At 51.3% G+C, this 15835-nt stretch carries 16 protein-coding genes; 9 read left to right on the forward strand and 7 right to left on the reverse strand.

Annotation, left to right across the window (positions count from 1 at the left end; all coding sequences use genetic code 11):
- The first annotated feature begins 6 nt into the window (after positions 1 to 6).
- On the forward strand, positions 7 to 480 hold the full coding sequence (gene trmL / locus EC840_RS23190; protein ID WP_112289331.1) for a tRNA (uridine(34)/cytosine(34)/5-carboxymethylaminomethyluridine(34)-2'-O)-methyltransferase TrmL: 474 nt from the start codon (positions 7 to 9) through the stop codon (positions 478 to 480).
- A gap of 53 nt (positions 481 to 533) precedes the next feature.
- Here trmL and cysE read toward each other — a convergent pair whose 3' ends face one another.
- From cysE to EC840_RS23215, 5 genes are all read right to left on the reverse strand, one after another.
- A complete protein-coding gene (gene cysE, locus EC840_RS23195; protein WP_013577600.1) occupies positions 534 to 1355 on the reverse strand; it encodes a serine O-acetyltransferase in 822 nt (273 codons plus the stop codon).
- Positions 1356 to 1442: 87 nt separating this feature from the next.
- Positions 1443 to 2462, reverse strand: coding sequence for an NAD(P)H-dependent glycerol-3-phosphate dehydrogenase (gene gpsA, locus EC840_RS23200; RefSeq protein ID WP_113877623.1), 1020 nt, complete (start codon positions 2460 to 2462; stop codon positions 1443 to 1445).
- The gene (secB, locus tag EC840_RS23205; protein WP_013577602.1) at positions 2462 to 2932 is read right to left on the reverse strand and encodes a protein-export chaperone SecB; all 471 of its coding nucleotides are present in this window, start codon (positions 2930 to 2932) and stop codon (positions 2462 to 2464) included. The genes gpsA and secB overlap by 1 nt, the downstream gene beginning before the upstream one ends.
- Before the next feature lie 64 nt (positions 2933 to 2996).
- Positions 2997 to 3248 carry a glutaredoxin 3 gene (grxC, locus tag EC840_RS23210; RefSeq protein WP_013577603.1) on the reverse strand — a complete coding sequence of 84 codons (252 nt, stop codon included), beginning with the start codon at positions 3246 to 3248 and terminating at the stop codon, positions 2997 to 2999.
- A gap of 67 nt (positions 3249 to 3315) precedes the next feature.
- A complete protein-coding gene (locus EC840_RS23215; RefSeq protein ID WP_015699203.1) occupies positions 3316 to 3747 on the reverse strand; it encodes a rhodanese-like domain-containing protein in 432 nt (143 codons plus the stop codon).
- Positions 3748 to 4051: 304 nt separating this feature from the next.
- On the opposite strand from EC840_RS23215, the gene gpmM reads away from it, so the two are divergent.
- The 5 genes from gpmM to EC840_RS23240 all read left to right on the forward strand — a co-directional run bounded on the left by gpmM (position 4052) and on the right by EC840_RS23240 (position 10305).
- Positions 4052 to 5596, forward strand: a complete 1545-nt coding sequence (gene gpmM, locus EC840_RS23220) for a 2,3-bisphosphoglycerate-independent phosphoglycerate mutase (RefSeq protein ID WP_132967212.1) — start codon at positions 4052 to 4054, stop codon at positions 5594 to 5596.
- A 172-nt stretch (positions 5597 to 5768) separates the two neighbouring features.
- A complete protein-coding gene (envC, locus tag EC840_RS23225; RefSeq protein ID WP_243701117.1) occupies positions 5769 to 7034 on the forward strand; it encodes a murein hydrolase activator EnvC in 1266 nt (421 codons plus the stop codon).
- Between the two features lie 2 nt (positions 7035 to 7036).
- A complete protein-coding gene (locus tag EC840_RS23230; RefSeq protein WP_113877626.1) occupies positions 7037 to 7969 on the forward strand; it encodes a divergent polysaccharide deacetylase family protein in 933 nt (310 codons plus the stop codon).
- Positions 7970 to 8149: 180 nt separating this feature from the next.
- Entirely contained in the window at positions 8150 to 9373 is a 1224-nt protein-coding gene (locus EC840_RS23235; RefSeq protein WP_132967216.1) for a glycosyltransferase, read from the forward strand.
- Positions 9374 to 9375: 2 nt separating this feature from the next.
- Positions 9376 to 10305: a hypothetical protein gene (locus EC840_RS23240; protein WP_113877628.1), complete on the forward strand. Its 930-nt coding sequence runs from the start codon at positions 9376 to 9378 to the stop codon at positions 10303 to 10305.
- 64 nt (positions 10306 to 10369) lie between these two features.
- Here the strand turns inward: EC840_RS23240 and tdh are convergent, their stop codons facing one another.
- Entirely contained in the window at positions 10370 to 11392 is a 1023-nt protein-coding gene (gene tdh, locus EC840_RS23245) for an L-threonine 3-dehydrogenase (RefSeq protein WP_113877629.1), read from the reverse strand.
- Positions 11393 to 11401: 9 nt separating this feature from the next.
- Positions 11402 to 12598 (reverse strand): glycine C-acetyltransferase, encoded by a 1197-nt coding sequence (kbl, locus tag EC840_RS23250; protein WP_129637814.1) that lies wholly within the window; start codon positions 12596 to 12598, stop codon positions 11402 to 11404.
- Positions 12599 to 12839: 241 nt separating this feature from the next.
- Here kbl and rfaD point away from each other — a divergent pair, with 241 nt between their 5' ends.
- Genes rfaD through rfaC form a run of 3 tightly spaced genes read left to right on the forward strand, consistent with a single transcriptional unit; the run spans position 12840 to position 15835 of the window.
- Positions 12840 to 13772 (forward strand): ADP-glyceromanno-heptose 6-epimerase, encoded by a 933-nt coding sequence (gene rfaD / locus EC840_RS23255; protein WP_112289323.1) that lies wholly within the window; start codon positions 12840 to 12842, stop codon positions 13770 to 13772.
- 30 nt (positions 13773 to 13802) lie between these two features.
- Positions 13803 to 14852: an ADP-heptose--LPS heptosyltransferase RfaF gene (rfaF, locus tag EC840_RS23260; protein ID WP_132967218.1), complete on the forward strand. Its 1050-nt coding sequence runs from the start codon at positions 13803 to 13805 to the stop codon at positions 14850 to 14852.
- Entirely contained in the window at positions 14852 to 15835 is a 984-nt protein-coding gene (rfaC, locus tag EC840_RS23265; RefSeq protein ID WP_132967220.1) for a lipopolysaccharide heptosyltransferase RfaC, read from the forward strand. Before rfaF ends, rfaC begins: the two co-directional genes overlap by 1 nt.

Here is a 15835-nt window from a genome sequence, read left to right on the forward strand (position 1 = left end):
GGACGCATGCTTAACATCGTTTTATTTGAACCAGAAATCCCGCCAAATACCGGCAATATTATCCGCCTGTGTGCCAACACCGGATGTCAGCTTCACCTCATCGAACCGTTAGGTTTCGGCTGGGACGATAAACGTCTGCGCCGCGCCGGGCTCGATTACCATGAATTCGCCCATATTAAGCATCACGCCAATTATGACGCGTTCCTCAGCAGCGAAAATCCACAACGTCTTTTTGCACTGACGACCAAAGGTACGCCCGCGCACAGTGCCGTCAGCTATCAGGATAATGATTTCCTGCTGTTCGGCCCTGAAACACGTGGTCTGCCGGCATCCATTCTGGATAATCTGCCCGCACAGCACAAAATCCGTATTCCGATGCTCGCAGAAAGCCGCAGCATGAACTTGTCGAATGCTGTTTCGGTGGTGGTGTACGAAGCCTGGCGCCAGCTGGGATATCCGGGCGCACTGCTGAAAGAATAGCGTTGTGGAAATGAATACGATGGCATGCAGAATGATGCCATCGGAAATGCCTGTCAGATACCGTCGCCGAATTCAAAACCCTGCGCAATACCGTTGAAATGCTGATCCATATCCATGGAAGGACGCTCGCTTTCCGGACGCCCGACAATACGCGCCGGCACGCCCGCAGCGGTGGTATGCGGAGGAACGGATTGCAACACGACCGAGCCCGCCCCGATTTTTGCGCCAGCACCCACTTCGATATTACCGAGTATTTTCGCACCGGCACCAATCATGACGCCTTCACGAATTTTAGGGTGACGGTCGCCGCAGGTTTTACCGGTACCGCCGAGGGTAACGGATTGCAAAATCGACACGTCGTTCTCAACAACAGCCGTTTCACCGATGACAATTCCGGTCGCATGGTCAAACATGATGCCGCAACCAATGCGTGCTGCCGGATGAATATCTACGCCAAAGGACACTGAAATCTGATTCTGGAAATAAATCGCCAGCGCTTTACGATCCTGCTTCCACAGCCAGTTACCGATACGGTATGCCTGAAGTGCGTGGAAACCTTTCAGATAGAGCAGCGGAGTCGAATATTTATCGACCGCCGCATCGCGCTGATGCACAGCCAGAATGTCGCGGGCAGCGGACAAGATCATTTGTTCGTCGTTGCGATAGGCTTCTTCAACCACTTCACGGATAGCCATCGCGGGCATAATCGGATTGCCCAGCTTATTGGCCAGAATGTAGCTCAGCGCGCCGCCCAACGTTTCATGTTTAAGTAACGTCGCATGGAAAAAACTCGCCAGCATCGGTTCACACTCAGCCAGTGCTCTCGCTTCTGATTTAATGTTATTCCAGACCAGCTCTAATTCTTCTAGCGACATCACTTTTCCTTACGACTTTGCAAGTTCGGGTAATAAAAAGCCGCCCTGTCGGGAACACCAACAAGGTGGCTATACTTTATACGCCTTTCAGTGGCTGTGTTTTTCGTCCTTGCTCGCACGGGCAAGTAAACTGATCGCTGCTTCACGCGCATCTTTACCGCAGTACAACACCTGGTAAATCTGTTCTGTGATTGGCATTTCAACGTTGTTACGCTGCGCCAGAGCCCGCACTTCTTTCGTATTGCGATAGCCTTCTACAACCTGGCCGATGGTGTCCTGAGCGGTCTGAACATCCTTGCCTTGTCCCAGCATAATGCCGAAACGACGGTTGCGGGACTGGTTGTCTGTGCAGGTTAACACCAAATCACCCAGCCCTGCCATGCCCATAAATGTCGCAGGGTCAGCGCCCAAAGCGGCACCCAGACGCGTCATTTCAGCCAGTCCGCGGGTAATCAGCGCGGTTCGGGCATTAGCGCCAAAGCCAATACCATCTGACATTCCGGCACCAATGGCGATAACGTTTTTAATCGCACCACCCAGCTGAACGCCGATAAAATCCGGGTTGCTGTAGACACGGAAACTTTTGCCACAGTGCAGTAACTGCTGCAAATCGTCGGCAAACGTCGCATCGGTTGCGGCCAGAGAGATTGCCGTCGGCATGCCTGCCGCGAGTTCTTTGGCGAATGTCGGCCCGGAAACCACAGCTAACGGAATGGCATCGCCGAGTTCTTCGCGTGCGACATCCTGCAACAGACGGCCGGTTTCCGCCTCCAGCCCCTTCGTCGCCCACACCACACGCGCATCAGGACGCAAGTGGGGTTTAAGCTGGCGCAATACGTCACCAAATACATGGCTGGGTACCACAACCAGCACATTACGGCTGGCGGCTAAGGCGACAGACAGATTGGTTTCGAGCAACAGATTATCGGGGAACGGAACATCAGGAAGGAATTCCTGATTACAACGGGCACGTTGTAAGGCGTTGATGTGGTCGGGATTATGTCCCCACAGCACAACGGGATGGCCATTTCTGGCGAGAGTAATCGCTAAAGCGGTGCCGTACGAGCCGGCACCGATCACTGTCATTGACGCATTGACGGTTTTCATCAGGCATCCTGATGCGGTTCTGCACCTTCGCCTTCAGCTTGCTGTTGCAGATAGTTCATGAACAGAGCGTCAAAGTTAACAGGTGCCAGATTCAGTTGCGGGAAAGTACCGCGGGAGACCAGGCTGGTGATGCACTCACGAGCATACGGGAACAGAATGTTCGGGCAATATGCACCCAGGCAATGCGCCATCTGGTTGCCATCGATACCGGAGATAGTGAAGATACCACCTTGCTGAACTTCACACAGGAACGCAGTTTCGTCGCCAAGAGAAGACGTTACGGTCACACGCAAGACAACTTCGTATACGCCTTCGGCCAGCTGGCTGGAAGCGGTATCAAGATCCAGTTTAACTTCTGGCTGCCAGTCTTGCTGGAAAACCTGAGGCGCATTTGGCGCTTCAAAAGAGATGTCTTTTGTATAAATACGTTGGATCTGGAAAGCCATCTCGGTGTTATTTTGTTCTGACATGTGAGTAGTACCCTTAAGTTAATAGTCCTTTTAAACACGTAATGCGAAACCACCGCCGCCCTGATTAACCCAGCATTGGGTCAAGGCCACCGCGTGCATCAAGTGCATGTAAATCATCACAACCGCCAACGTGCTGTCCGTCGATAAAGATCTGAGGCACGGTTGAACGACCGCTGCGGGCGATCATTTTTTCACGCTTATCTGCGTCACCATCGATAGCGATTTCATCGAATGAAGCACCTTTGCTGTTGAGCAGGGCTTTCGCACGATGGCAGTAAGGGCAGGTTGCCTTGGTATAGATTTCAATTTTAGCCATGGGTTCCACCTCAGAGTCGTAGAATTTAATGCTGTAGCGGTTATCTGAACGTCTTATTTACCGCGAATCATTTACCGCGAACTAAAGGCAGGTTTTCACCGCTCCAGCCGCTGATGCCTTCTTTGAGTGTGAACACACGCTCAAAACCAGCAGCAATCAGGCCTTCAGCCGCAGTACGGGAAGTTTGTCCGGTGGCACATACCACGATTACTGGCTGTGCTTTGTGTTTGGTCAGTTCACCCAGATTGTTGTTTTTGATGTCAGCAGACAACACATTCTGTGATTCAGCGATGTGGCCTTTGCGGAATTCTTCACGCGCGCGAACATCGACAACGATGGCATCTTCTTTATTAATCAGGCGTGTTGCTTCGCCACGGGTGATCTCTTTCACTTTAGAGAAACGTGTTTTAAAGGTGGTCACAATTACTGCAATCAGTAACGCAACCCACGCCAGGCTGAGAACCGGATGCGCACTGATGAACGGCATAATATCTTGCATGGGGTGTAGCAACTCCCGTCAGTTGGGGGAAAATTCAAGGCTTCAGAGTATACCTGCGCGCCGGAGCAAATACAGCCAGTAAGCGCGGGCGAATGCCACAATCTGCGGCACGTCTCGGAAAATTAACACGCCTTTATGCTGAAAGTTAACCCTCACCTCACCTCATCTTTGATCTCCTCCGGCTATTCACTTCCTGCACTGGGGTAAAATCAGCCGGCTTAAATGCCTTTAGTCGCGCCTGTTTATCCCGTTTCAGCGGGCGAGCCTATTGAGCATTTCATCTTTTAAACTGAGGTCAATTGACATGTCGAGCAACAAAAAACCGATGGTTCTGGTGATTCTGGACGGCTATGGACATCGCGAAGAGCAACAAGATAACGCGATCCTGAACGCCAAAACGCCGGTGATGGATAATCTGTGGGCCACTCATCCTCACACACTTATCGCTGCCTCCGGACTGGACGTCGGTCTGCCCGACGGTCAGATGGGCAACTCCGAAGTCGGCCATGTCAATTTAGGTGCGGGCCGCATCGTGTATCAGGATCTCACCCGTCTGGACAAAGAAATCAAAGAAGGCGACTTCTTTAATAATAGCGTACTGACCGGTGCGGTTGATCGTGCCATTGCCGCAGGCAAAGCGGTTCACATTATGGGTCTGTTGTCTGCGGGCGGCGTTCACAGTCACGAAGACCACATTATGGCGATGGTGGAACTGGCGCACCGTCGTGGCGCGAAAGCCATTTATCTGCACGCCTTCCTGGATGGCCGTGATACACCGCCGCGCAGCGCTGAAGCGGCACTGAAACGCTTCTCTGAGAAATTCGCACAAATCGGTACTGGCCGTATCGCCTCTATCGTAGGCCGCTATTACGCGATGGATCGCGATAACCGTTGGGATCGCGTACAACTGGCTTACGATTTGATGTCGCAGGCAAAAGGCGCGTTCACTGCCGATAATGCACTGGCTGGCCTGCAGGCCGCTTATGCCCGTGATGAAAATGATGAATTCGTGAAGCCAACTGTATTGCAGGCAGCAGGCGAAGAATCCGCGGCCATCAATGACGGCGATGCACTGATCTTCATGAACTTCCGCGCAGACCGGGCCCGCGAAATCACCCGCGCCTTTATCAGTCCGGACTTCGATGGTTTTGCCCGCGAAAAAGTCATCAACTTCGGCGATTTCATCATGCTGACCGAATATGCCGCGGACATCAACGCCGCCTGCGCCTATCCGCCAGCATCACTGAAAAATACCCTCGGCGAGTGGCTGATGGCACATGGCAAAACTCAACTGCGTATTTCCGAAACTGAGAAATATGCACACGTTACCTTCTTCTTTAACGGCGGCATGGAAGACTCATTTGAAGGCGAAGACCGCATTCTGGTGAAATCCCCGAACGTCGCAACTTATGACCTGCAACCGGAAATGAGCTCGGTTGAACTGACGGAAAAACTGCTCGGCGCAATTGCCAGCGGAAAATATGACACCATCATTTGTAACTATCCGAATGGCGATATGGTCGGTCATACCGGCGTTTACGACGCTGCGGTGAGCGCCGTTGAAGCACTGGATAATTGTGTTGCTCAGGTTGTGGATGCCGTGAAAGCAGCCGGTGGCCAGTTGCTGATCACCGCCGACCACGGTAACGCAGAACAAATGCGCGACCCGGCGACAGGTCAGGCACACACCGCGCATACCAGTCTGCCGGTGCCATTAATCTACATTGGCGGAAATGCACAAGCGGTTGAAGGCGGTAAATTGTCTGATATCGCACCAACAATGCTTTCACTGATGGGCATGGAAATTCCGGCAGAAATGAGCGGCAAACCGCTGTTTATCGCACGCTAATTTCTCTTAAAGCTCTGTTACAAAGGCGTACTGACACCCGTTGGTACGCCTTTTTTGTTTGTGCATCAGCCGGTTGATTAGTGTTACGATACGAGAAGGGACAGCCATATTGTCTATCATCCACGGTCGACAAGCGGAAAAAAGTTTGAGCAAATTCATTCATTTCAGCCTGATGAGAACCCGCCTTTCCGCTCAGGACAAGGCCGTATCTGTTTTCCCATCTTCAGCCTTATTACTTTGTGCTTCTTTATTCTCTCTTTCCGTGAGTGTGCATGCTGACGACAATAAAGATCAGCTAAAAACCATTCAGCAAAACATCGCGGAAAAAGAAAAAAGCGTTAAGCAGCAGAAACAACAGCGCGGCACTTTATTACAGCAATTGCAGGCGCAGGAAAAAACCATTGCCTCCGCCAGCAGCCAGCTGCGCGGAACTCAGTCAACCCTCGCCACACTCAGCAAAGACATTGCCGGGCTTAACGCCTCTATCGATAAGTTGCAAAAACAGCAAAAGACACAGGAAGAGATCCTGGCAAAACAGCTCGATGCGGCATTCCGTATCGGCCAGCATAAAGGCTTGCAACTGCTGCTCAGCGGTGAAGAGAGCGAACGTAATGAGCGGATCCTGGCGTATTTCGGCTATCTGAATACCGAACGACAGAAAACCATCGAAGAGCTGAAACAGACCCGCACCACGCTGGCTGAACAACGTGTTTCGTTGCAATCAAAGCAAACACAACAAAAAAGCCTGCTGAGTGAACAACAATCACAGCAACAAAAACTCGAACAGGCGCGTGCCGCCCGTAAGCAAACGCTCACGGCGCTGGAATCCTCATTGCAAAAAGATGAGCAGAGCCTGACGGAACTGCGCGCCAACGAATCCAGCCTGCAAAACAAAATTGCCGCTGCTGAACGTGCCGCCAAAGCCCGTGCGGAAAAAGAAGCGCGGGAAGCCGCCGCCGTGCGAGCGAAAGAACAGCAAGCGAAGAAAAAAGGTTCAACCTATAAACCAACCCAAAGCGAACAGTCACTGATGGCCCGAACCGGCGGTCTGGGACGTCCTTCGGGTCAAAATATGTGGCCGGTTAACGGTTCGTTGATACATCGCTTCGGCGAACAACTACAGGGTGAACTACGCTGGAAAGGCATCGTCATTTCAGCACGCGAAGGCAGTGATGTCCGGGCTATTGCCGACGGACGCGTCATTCTGGCGGACTGGTTACAGGGCTACGGGCTGGTTGTGGTTATCGACCATGGTAAAGGCGATATGAGTCTATATGGTTACAACCAGGATGCACTGGTCAGCGTTGGCGATCAGGTCAGAACCGGTCAGGCCATTGCTAAAGTTGGGAACAGCGGCGGACAGGGCCAGCCATCGCTGTATTTTGAAATTCGTCGTCAGGGCCAGGCAGTAAATCCACAGCCGTGGTTGGGAAGATAGCATTGCGATATAAAAAGTCCGTTTTAGCTGCCCTTTGTGGTACTGCGTTTTTCGTTTGTCAGGTTCAGGCAGCGAAATTATCCATCCTGATTGATGACTTTGGTTATCGCCAGCATGAGGAAAACCAGGTACTTCAGATGCCAAAAGCGGTATCCGTTGCGATTTTCCCTAATGCTCCAGATTCGCAGATGATGATGAACAAGGCACATCAGCAGGGCCGTGAAATATTGATCCACCTGCCGATGGCGCCGCTCAGCAAACAACCGCTGGAAAAAGATACGCTGACACCTTCGATGAGTGCCGCAGAAGTGAAGCGTATTGTCGATCAGGCCATCAGCAATATCCCGTATGCGATTGGTATCAACAATCATATGGGCAGCGCCATGACCTCCAGCCTGACCGGCATGGAAAACGTCATGCAGGCCATGAATGCTCACAACTTATTCTTCCTCGACAGTATGACCATCGGCAATACCAAATCGGTTCAGGCCGCTCAGGGAACCCGGGTGAAAGTGATTAAGCGCAACGTCTTTTTAGATGATGTGCAGAACGAAGCGGAAATCCGCCATCAGTTTGAACGGGCTATTCAGCTCGCCCGCAAGAACGGTTATGCCATCGCCATCGGTCATCCCCATCCGACCACGGTGAAAGTGCTGCAACAAATGCTGCCGAATTTGCCTTCCGATATCGTTCTGGTGCGGCCAAGCGATCTGCTCAACGAACCCCAGCGCAGCGCCCCGGCGGGGAAAGCGACCAGTATCACGGCGTCTAAACCATCACGTAAAGGCATCAGCGTCTGCCGCGTGAAACAACCGGTTCCGCAAGTGTATGCCGACAGCATGTTTACAGTGCTGGGCGAAAGCCTGTCTGCATTGCCGGCAATACAGTTTGTTGAACGCCAATATCTAGCATGGACCGCATTTCCTAAAAAATAGGATTCACGGACATTGACGGGTGCCAGGTTCCCATTTTCTAAAAAATGGATTCGAAATATTCATACAACATATTGATATGAGTGATTTTAGTATCAGAATCAAATAAGTAGAGCTTATAGAATTTGCCTCTTATAATGGGTAGCATATTTTTTTAACCGGGCTGAGCAAGGGCGCTAACCGATGGGACTAGATCGATCTAAAATTCTGCTGCTCGACAGCGGCAAAGAATGGGGAGGTGGCACCAACAGCATGTTGGAGTTACTGAAAAGAATCGATCGTGAAAAGTTTGAAATCAGTTGCTGCTTTTACAATGACTACGCCCGGGATAACGGGGAAACCATCAGTCAGATATTGAACTCGCTCAATGTGCCGGTATTTTTCATTCCCCAGGTCAGACAGCCCTCCTGGGCAAAAATCAGCAAAGAAGTCCTGCGAACGCTGTTTTTCTTTAGCGGCAATTTACGCCAGAAAGCGATTTATTCTGTCGATAAAATCTGGCGTATAAACCCCAATATCCGCAAAATCCATTCCCTGCTTGAGCTCGGTCAGTTTGATATTTTATATATGAATAATCAGCCAAGTTCTAACGTGGAAGGCTATTATTCGACCGCAGGCTTACCAACAGAAATCGTGCAGCATTGCCGCATCGAACCGGTTCTGAACAAAGACGTCGTGGGCATTGTTAACCGTTTTTGCCACAGCATCATTTCTGTTTCTCAGGGTGTTCAGGAACAGTTGCTCAAACGCGGCGTGCGGAAAGAACTGTGTTTTACCGTCTTCAACGGCATTGATATTAATCAGCCGTTACCTGATGGCATCAGGATCCGCGCAGAACTCGGCGCAACAGAAGATACTTTCATCTTTGGCAGTATCGGTTCTCTGATTAATCGTAAAGCCCACCACTTCACCCTGCTGGCACTCGATAAATTTAACCGAGCTTTCCCGGAAGCAAAATGGAAAATGGTCTTTGTCGGTGAAGGCCCGAATTTACGCCGCCTGATCCAGCAGGCTGCCGCACTGAATATAATGGATAAAGTCATCTTCACCGGTTTTCAAAGCAATCCTCTGGAATATCTGGCGGCTTTTGATGCCTTTATATTAGGCTCAAAAAGTGAAGGTTTACCGCGGGTCGTTCTGGAATCCATGTTACTGAAAACGCCGGTGATTGGATCCAATGTCACGGGAACTGCCGAACTGATTAAAAATGCAGAAACCGGAATGCTTTTCGAGTATGGCGATATTGAGATGCTCTTCAACCATATGAAAACGCTGTATCTCAACGCCCATTTGCGAAGTGAAATCGCTACGCAGGCAAACCTCACTGTCCGCGAAAAATTTGCGATTGAAAAATATGTCTCTGGCGTGGAAACCGTTTTGAGCAGCGTTAAAAAGAAACAAGGCTGAACATGTTCAAATTTCTAAATTCTAAATATCGTCATATTCTTTCACGCCACAATCTGCCTTATGCCGATACCGTCAAGGCAGGCGCGCCAAAGAATAATATCACCTCTGTCGTCATTCCTTCCGCGGGTGCTGACTATATTGAAGAAGCCTGTTTATGCGCGGAATTTGCCGACAAATTCGCGACACAATTGCAGGAAATTGTCATTGTGACCGATCAGGATGCCAGTCTGTTCCGGCCTCTGCCTGAAAAAGTCCGCATCGTGACACTCAATCCTGAAACTAAATCCGGCGATTATCGCTATAAACAAATTTATCTCAGCCGTCTGATCAAACTGCTGGCGCCTTTGCAGGCCAAAACTGACGGTATTTTGATGATCGACTCTGATCTGAATCTGCTGAAAATGCCTGAAATTCAGCTGCATGAAAACCATATTTATTCGAGTTTTCGTCAGGGCAAAATGATTGCCAAACTCGGGGATTGTGACCCTGAAATTATTCCAGCGTATTACAAAGACAGCGTGCGGCCTTATATCGTTGACCACGTCAACGGCGCATTCTTAGCAGCGACGCGTAAAACCTGGGAACGTTTGTGCCCGTTGTGGATTATGTTTTTCAGGGATACCTGGAATATCCTGCCAGATAATCAGCCACCGACCGATCAGCTGCCCCTCGCGGCGATGCTCGACACTCTGGACATTAAAAGCGTGAACCTCGGCGACTGGATGAACTGGCCGGTATCGAAAAAAATCGGCGGCACGCCTTCGGTGATTCCGAAAGAGGTCATTGGCGCGCACGGCGGTTTCCCGCTGACCGAATGGCAAAAGTATCTGGCCTCGCCAGATAATGAACTGCTGTTTAAAGGCCAGGATTACACCCGCAAAGTGCGATACCTGACGGATGCAGAGAAACAAAAGGCACAACCGGCCGCCTGAGCAGCCCGTTAGCCAGAAAAAGCCCGCTATTGAGCGGGCTTTTTCATCTCTGCGAAAAATCAGGTCACCAGTTAAGAATGACTTTTCCAGAATGACCGGAACGCATCGCATCAAACCCTTTCTGGAATTCATCAATCGGGAAATGGTGAGTAATTAACGGCGTGAGATCCAGCCCGGACTGAATGAGCGCCGCCATTTTGTACCAGGTTTCAAACATTTCCCGGCCGTAGATCCCTTTGATAAACAACCCTTTGAAAATCACCTGATTCCAGTCGATGGCCATTTCTGCAGAAGGAATGCCGAGCATGGCAATTCGCCCGCCGTGATTCATCGCACTGAGCATACTGCGAAATGCTGACGGTGCGCCGGACATTTCCAGCCCGACATCAAACCCTTCCGTCATCCCCAACTCTTCCATGACATCCGGCAGGCTTTGCTGACTGACATTGACCGCCCGCGTCACACCCATTTTGCGCGCAAGTTCGAGCCGGTATTCGTTCATGTCAGTGATTACAACATGACGCGCGCCAACGTGTTTGCAGATAGCGGCAGCCATGATACCAATCGGACCCGCGCCGCTTATCAGGACATCTTCTCCGACTAAATCAAAAGACAGCGCGGTATGAACTGCGTTGCCCAGCGGGTCGAAAATGGCCGCCAGATCATCAGAAATATTGTCCGGGATTTTGAACGCATTGAACGCCGGTAAAACAAGATATTCCGCAAAGGCACCGGGACGGTTTACCCCGACGCCCTGCGCATTGCGGCACAAGTGCGTGCGCCCGCCACGGCAGTTGCGGCAATGCCCGCAGGTGATATGACCTTCGCCGGAAACACGGTCGCCGATGCTGAAGCCTTTAACTTCCTGCCCGATCCCGACAACTTCGCCGACGTATTCGTGGCCGACCACCATCGGTACCGGAATGGTTTTTTGCGACCATGCATCCCAGTTATAAATATGCACATCGGTGCCACAGATGGCTGTTTTGCGGATTTTGATCAACAAATCGTTATGACCCATTTCCGGCACCGGCGCATCCGTCATCCAGATGCCTTCCTCACGTTTGAGTTTTGCTAAGGCTTTCATGGAAACTCCTCAGGCGATCACGCCAAGTTTTTTACCGATACGGGTAAAGGCTTCAACCGCCTTTTCGATTTGTTCGGTGCTATGTGCCGCAGACATCTGGGTACGGATACGCGCCTGGCCTTGCGGCACTACCGGATAAAAGAAACCGGTGACATAAATGCCTTCCTGCTGCAAAAGCGCGGCAAATTCTTGCGCTAAACGGGCTTCTCCCAGCATGACAGGAATGATGGCGTGATCGGCCCCTGCCAGCGTGAAACCGGCTGCGGTCATTTTTTCACGAAACATTTTTGAATTGCTGAGCAGGCGCTCGCGCAGTTCGCTGCCTTCTTCCAGCATGGAGAGCACTTTCAGCGAGGCAGAGACAATCGACGGTGCCAGTGAATTGGAGAAAAGATAAGGACGTGAACGCTGGCGTAACCAGTCGATGACTTCCTGACGAGCTGCGGTATAACCACCGGAAGCTCCGCCCAGCGCTTTACCGAGCGTTCCGGTGATGATGTCTACCCGCCCCATCACGTCACAATATTCATGAGTACCGCGCCCTTCGGCACCGACAAAACCGACAGCATGGGAATCATCGACCATCACCAGCGCGTCAAATCGTTCTGCCAGATCGCACACACCTTTCAGGTTAGCAATCACACCATCCATGGAAAACACGCCGTCGGTGGCGACCAGAATATGCCGGGCACCATCGTCTTTCGCCTGCTGCAAACGGGCTTCGAGTTCGTCCATATTATTGTTGGCATAGCGATAGCGTTTCGCTTTGCACAACCGGACGCCGTCGATGATTGATGCGTGATTCAGCGCATCCGAAATGATGGCGTCTTCTTCGCCCAGCAGCGTTTCGAATAATCCGCCGTTGGCATCAAAACAGGAAGAATAAAGGATCGCGTCGTCCATACCGAGAAAATCGGCCAGGCGGTGTTCGAGTTCTTTATGGGCATCTTGTGTACCGCAGATAAAACGCACCGACGCCATGCCAAAACCGTGGCTGTCGAGCCCTTCTTTCGCGGCCCTGATGAGCGCCGGATGGTTAGCTAACCCGAGATAGTTGTTGGCGCAGAAATTGATGACCGGTTTACCACCCGCGACAGAGACCTCGGCCTGCTGAGGCGTGGTGAGTATACGTTCTTCTTTAAACAGTCCTTCAACCCGCGCCTGATCGAGCTGGTCTTCCAACTGCCGATAAAACGAAACAGACATACAGTATTCTCCTGAAATGACTCATTCACGGAATACATTACTAATCTGAATACGAAATAACGATGGAACCGCTCACAATATCTTTGTTTTGCAGCATAGTTCACGCCTTACGGTCTGAAACACAAGAATGCGTGTTATCGGACACCTTCCCAATGTGAGCTTCATAATGAAGTGTTATGATATTACCCAATTACAGGCTGCGCATGGTGCGCGGTTCTTAAAATGATTAAAGGTGGATCCCATGATAATCGTCACTGGCGGCGCTGGTTTTATCGGCAGCAATATTATTAAATCGCTCAATGATATGGGATACCGCGATATTCTGGTGGTCGATAACCTGAAAGACGGCACCAAATTCGTCAATCTGGTGGATCTGGATATTGCGGATTATTGTGATAAAGAAGATTTCATCGCCAGTATCGTTGCAGGCGATGATTTAGGTGATATTGACGCCATTTTCCACGAAGGCGCCTGTTCGTCCACCACCGAGTGGGACGGAAAGTACATGATGGACAACAACTATCAGTACTCTAAAGATATCCTGCATTATTGTCTGGATCGCAGTATTCCTTTCCTTTACGCCTCTTCCGCAGCGACTTACGGCAGCCAGAGCACCAGCTTTGTTGAAGATCGTAAATATGAGCAGCCACTGAACGTCTATGGCTATTCTAAATTCCTTTTTGACCAGTATGTTCGCGAAATTCTGCCACACGCAGAATCGCAGATTTGTGGTTTCCGTTACTTCAACGTTTACGGACCACGCGAAGGTCATAAAGGCAGCATGGCCAGCGTCGCGTTCCACCTGAACAACCAGATCAACGCCGGCGAGAACCCGAAATTGTTCTCCGGCAGCGAAGGCTTCAAACGCGATTTCATCTACGTGGGCGATGTGGCTGCGGTGAACCTGTGGTTCTGGCAGAACGGCGTTTCCGGTATTTTCAACTGCGGTACCGGTCGTTCAGAATCCTTCCAGGCGGTGGCAGACGCGGTCGTGGCGTACCACAAATCTGGCGATATCGAATACATTCCTTTCCCGGAAAAACTGAAAGGCCGTTATCAGTCCTTCACTCAGGCCGATATGACCGCGCTGCGTAATGCCGGTTATGACAAACCTTTCAAAACGGTTGCTGAAGGCGTGACGGAATACATGAGCTGGCTTAACCGCACAGTTTAAGCCCTGCACATTGAGGAATGGATTAACGGTATGAAAATACTGGTAATTGGGCCGTCATGGGTCGGTGACATGATGATGTCTCAAAGTCTCTACCGCACCCTGAAAGCTGCGCACCCGCAAGCACAAATTGACGTGATGGCACCTGCATGGTGCCGTCCTTTGCTCGACCGGATGCCGGAAGTGAATCAGGCGCTGGCGATGCCATTGGGTCATGGCGCTCTGGAACTTGGCGAGCGTCGTCGTCTGGGCGTTTCATTGCGCGATACGCATTATGACCGCGCTTATGTCTTGCCTAACTCTTTTAAATCAGCGCTGGTTCCGTTCTTTGCGCGCATTCCTCAGCGCACCGGCTGGCGTGGCGAAATGCGCTATGGCTTGCTCAATGATTTACGGGTCCTCGATAAAGCCGCATTTCCGCTGATGGTTCAGCGCTACGCGGCGCTCGGCTACGAAGCCGGAAAAATCAACACTGCAGCCGACCTTCCACAACCCATTCTGTGGCCAAAACTGCAGGTCACTGAAGCCGAAATCGCGGCCGTCAAAATCGCCTTTGCTGTCGATAATTCACGCCCGTTGATTGGCTTTTGTCCGGGTGCTGAATTCGGCCCGGCCAAACGCTGGCCTCATTATCACTACGCCGTACTGGCTGAAAAACTGATCAGCGAAGGCTATCAGGTCGTGCTGTTTGGCTCGGCAAAAGACAATGCCGCCGGAGAGCAAATCCGTCTGGCACTGACTGAAAGTGCTCAAGCTTTCTGCCTGAATCTTGCGGGTAAAACTTCTCTGGATCAGGCTGTGGTGATGATCGCGGCCTGTCAGGCTGTGGTCAGCAATGATTCTGGTCTGATGCATGTCGCTGCTGCGCTGGATAAACCGCTGGTGGCACTCTACGGGCCGAGCAGCCCGGACTTCACTCCGCCACTCAGCCATCAGGCGAAAGTTATCCGCCTGATCACCGGCTACCATAAAGTCCGCAAAGGCGATGCCGAAGAAGGCTATCACCAGAGTCTGATTGATATTCAACCAGAGCAGGTTTATCAGGAATTAAACCAGTTACTGAGCGCAAGGAAGGAGATTTAATGCGGGTTCTCATTGTCAAAACCTCGTCCATGGGCGACGTTCTGCATACGCTTCCTGCATTAACGGATGCCATGCAGGCTATTCCCGGGATCCGCTTTGACTGGGTTGTGGAAGAAGGTTTCACTCAGATCCCCGGCTGGCATCCGGCCGTCGATCGCGTTATTCCGGTGGCGATTCGCCGCTGGCGCAAAAACTGGTTTGGCTCTGAAACCCGTCAGCAACGCTGTGATTTCAAACGCGAAGTGCAATCCACCCCCTATGACGCCATCATTGACGCTCAGGGACTAATCAAAAGTGCAGCGCTGATCACCCGTGTTGCCAAAGGCGAAAAACACGGGCAAGACTGCAAAAGCGCCCGTGAACCTTTCGCCAGCTGGTTCTACAATCAGCGCCACGAAATTGATAAAAAACAACATGCAGTGGAGCGCACCAGAGAACTGTTTGCTAAAAGTCTCGGCTATGTAAAACCTGCGACCCAGGGCGACTACGCCATTGCGGCGCGCTTCCTTTCACATTTGCCTGACGATGCCGGTCAGTATCTGGTCTTTCTCCATGCGACCACCCGTGCAGACAAGCACTGGCCGGAAGAAAAGTGGCGTGAACTGATCGGGATGTTAAGTGCTGCCAATCTTCGCATCAAACTGCCGTGGGGCGCTGAGCATGAATATCAGCGCGCGTTGCGCCTGGCTGAAGGGTTTCCTTACGTGGAAGTCTTGCCTAAATTGAGTCTCGAGAAAGTGGCTGAGGTGTTAGCCGGTGCGCAAGCCGTGATTTCAGTGGATACCGGACTCAGCCATCTGACTGCGGCGCTGGATCGCCCGAATATCACCCTCTACGGTCCGACCGATCCGGGTTTGATTGGCGGGTACGGGAAGAATCAGTTTGTCCTGAAAGCAGAAAACAACTCGCTGGAGGCTCTTCCGGCGGAACGCGTTTTTGAGCAACTCAACGATGTTATTTCTGCCAATAAGGAAATGAACTGA

Origin of the sequence: Rahnella sp. JUb53 (assembly GCF_004346065.1) — a bacterium.
Lineage (GTDB): Bacteria > Pseudomonadota > Gammaproteobacteria > Enterobacterales > Enterobacteriaceae > Rahnella > Rahnella variigena.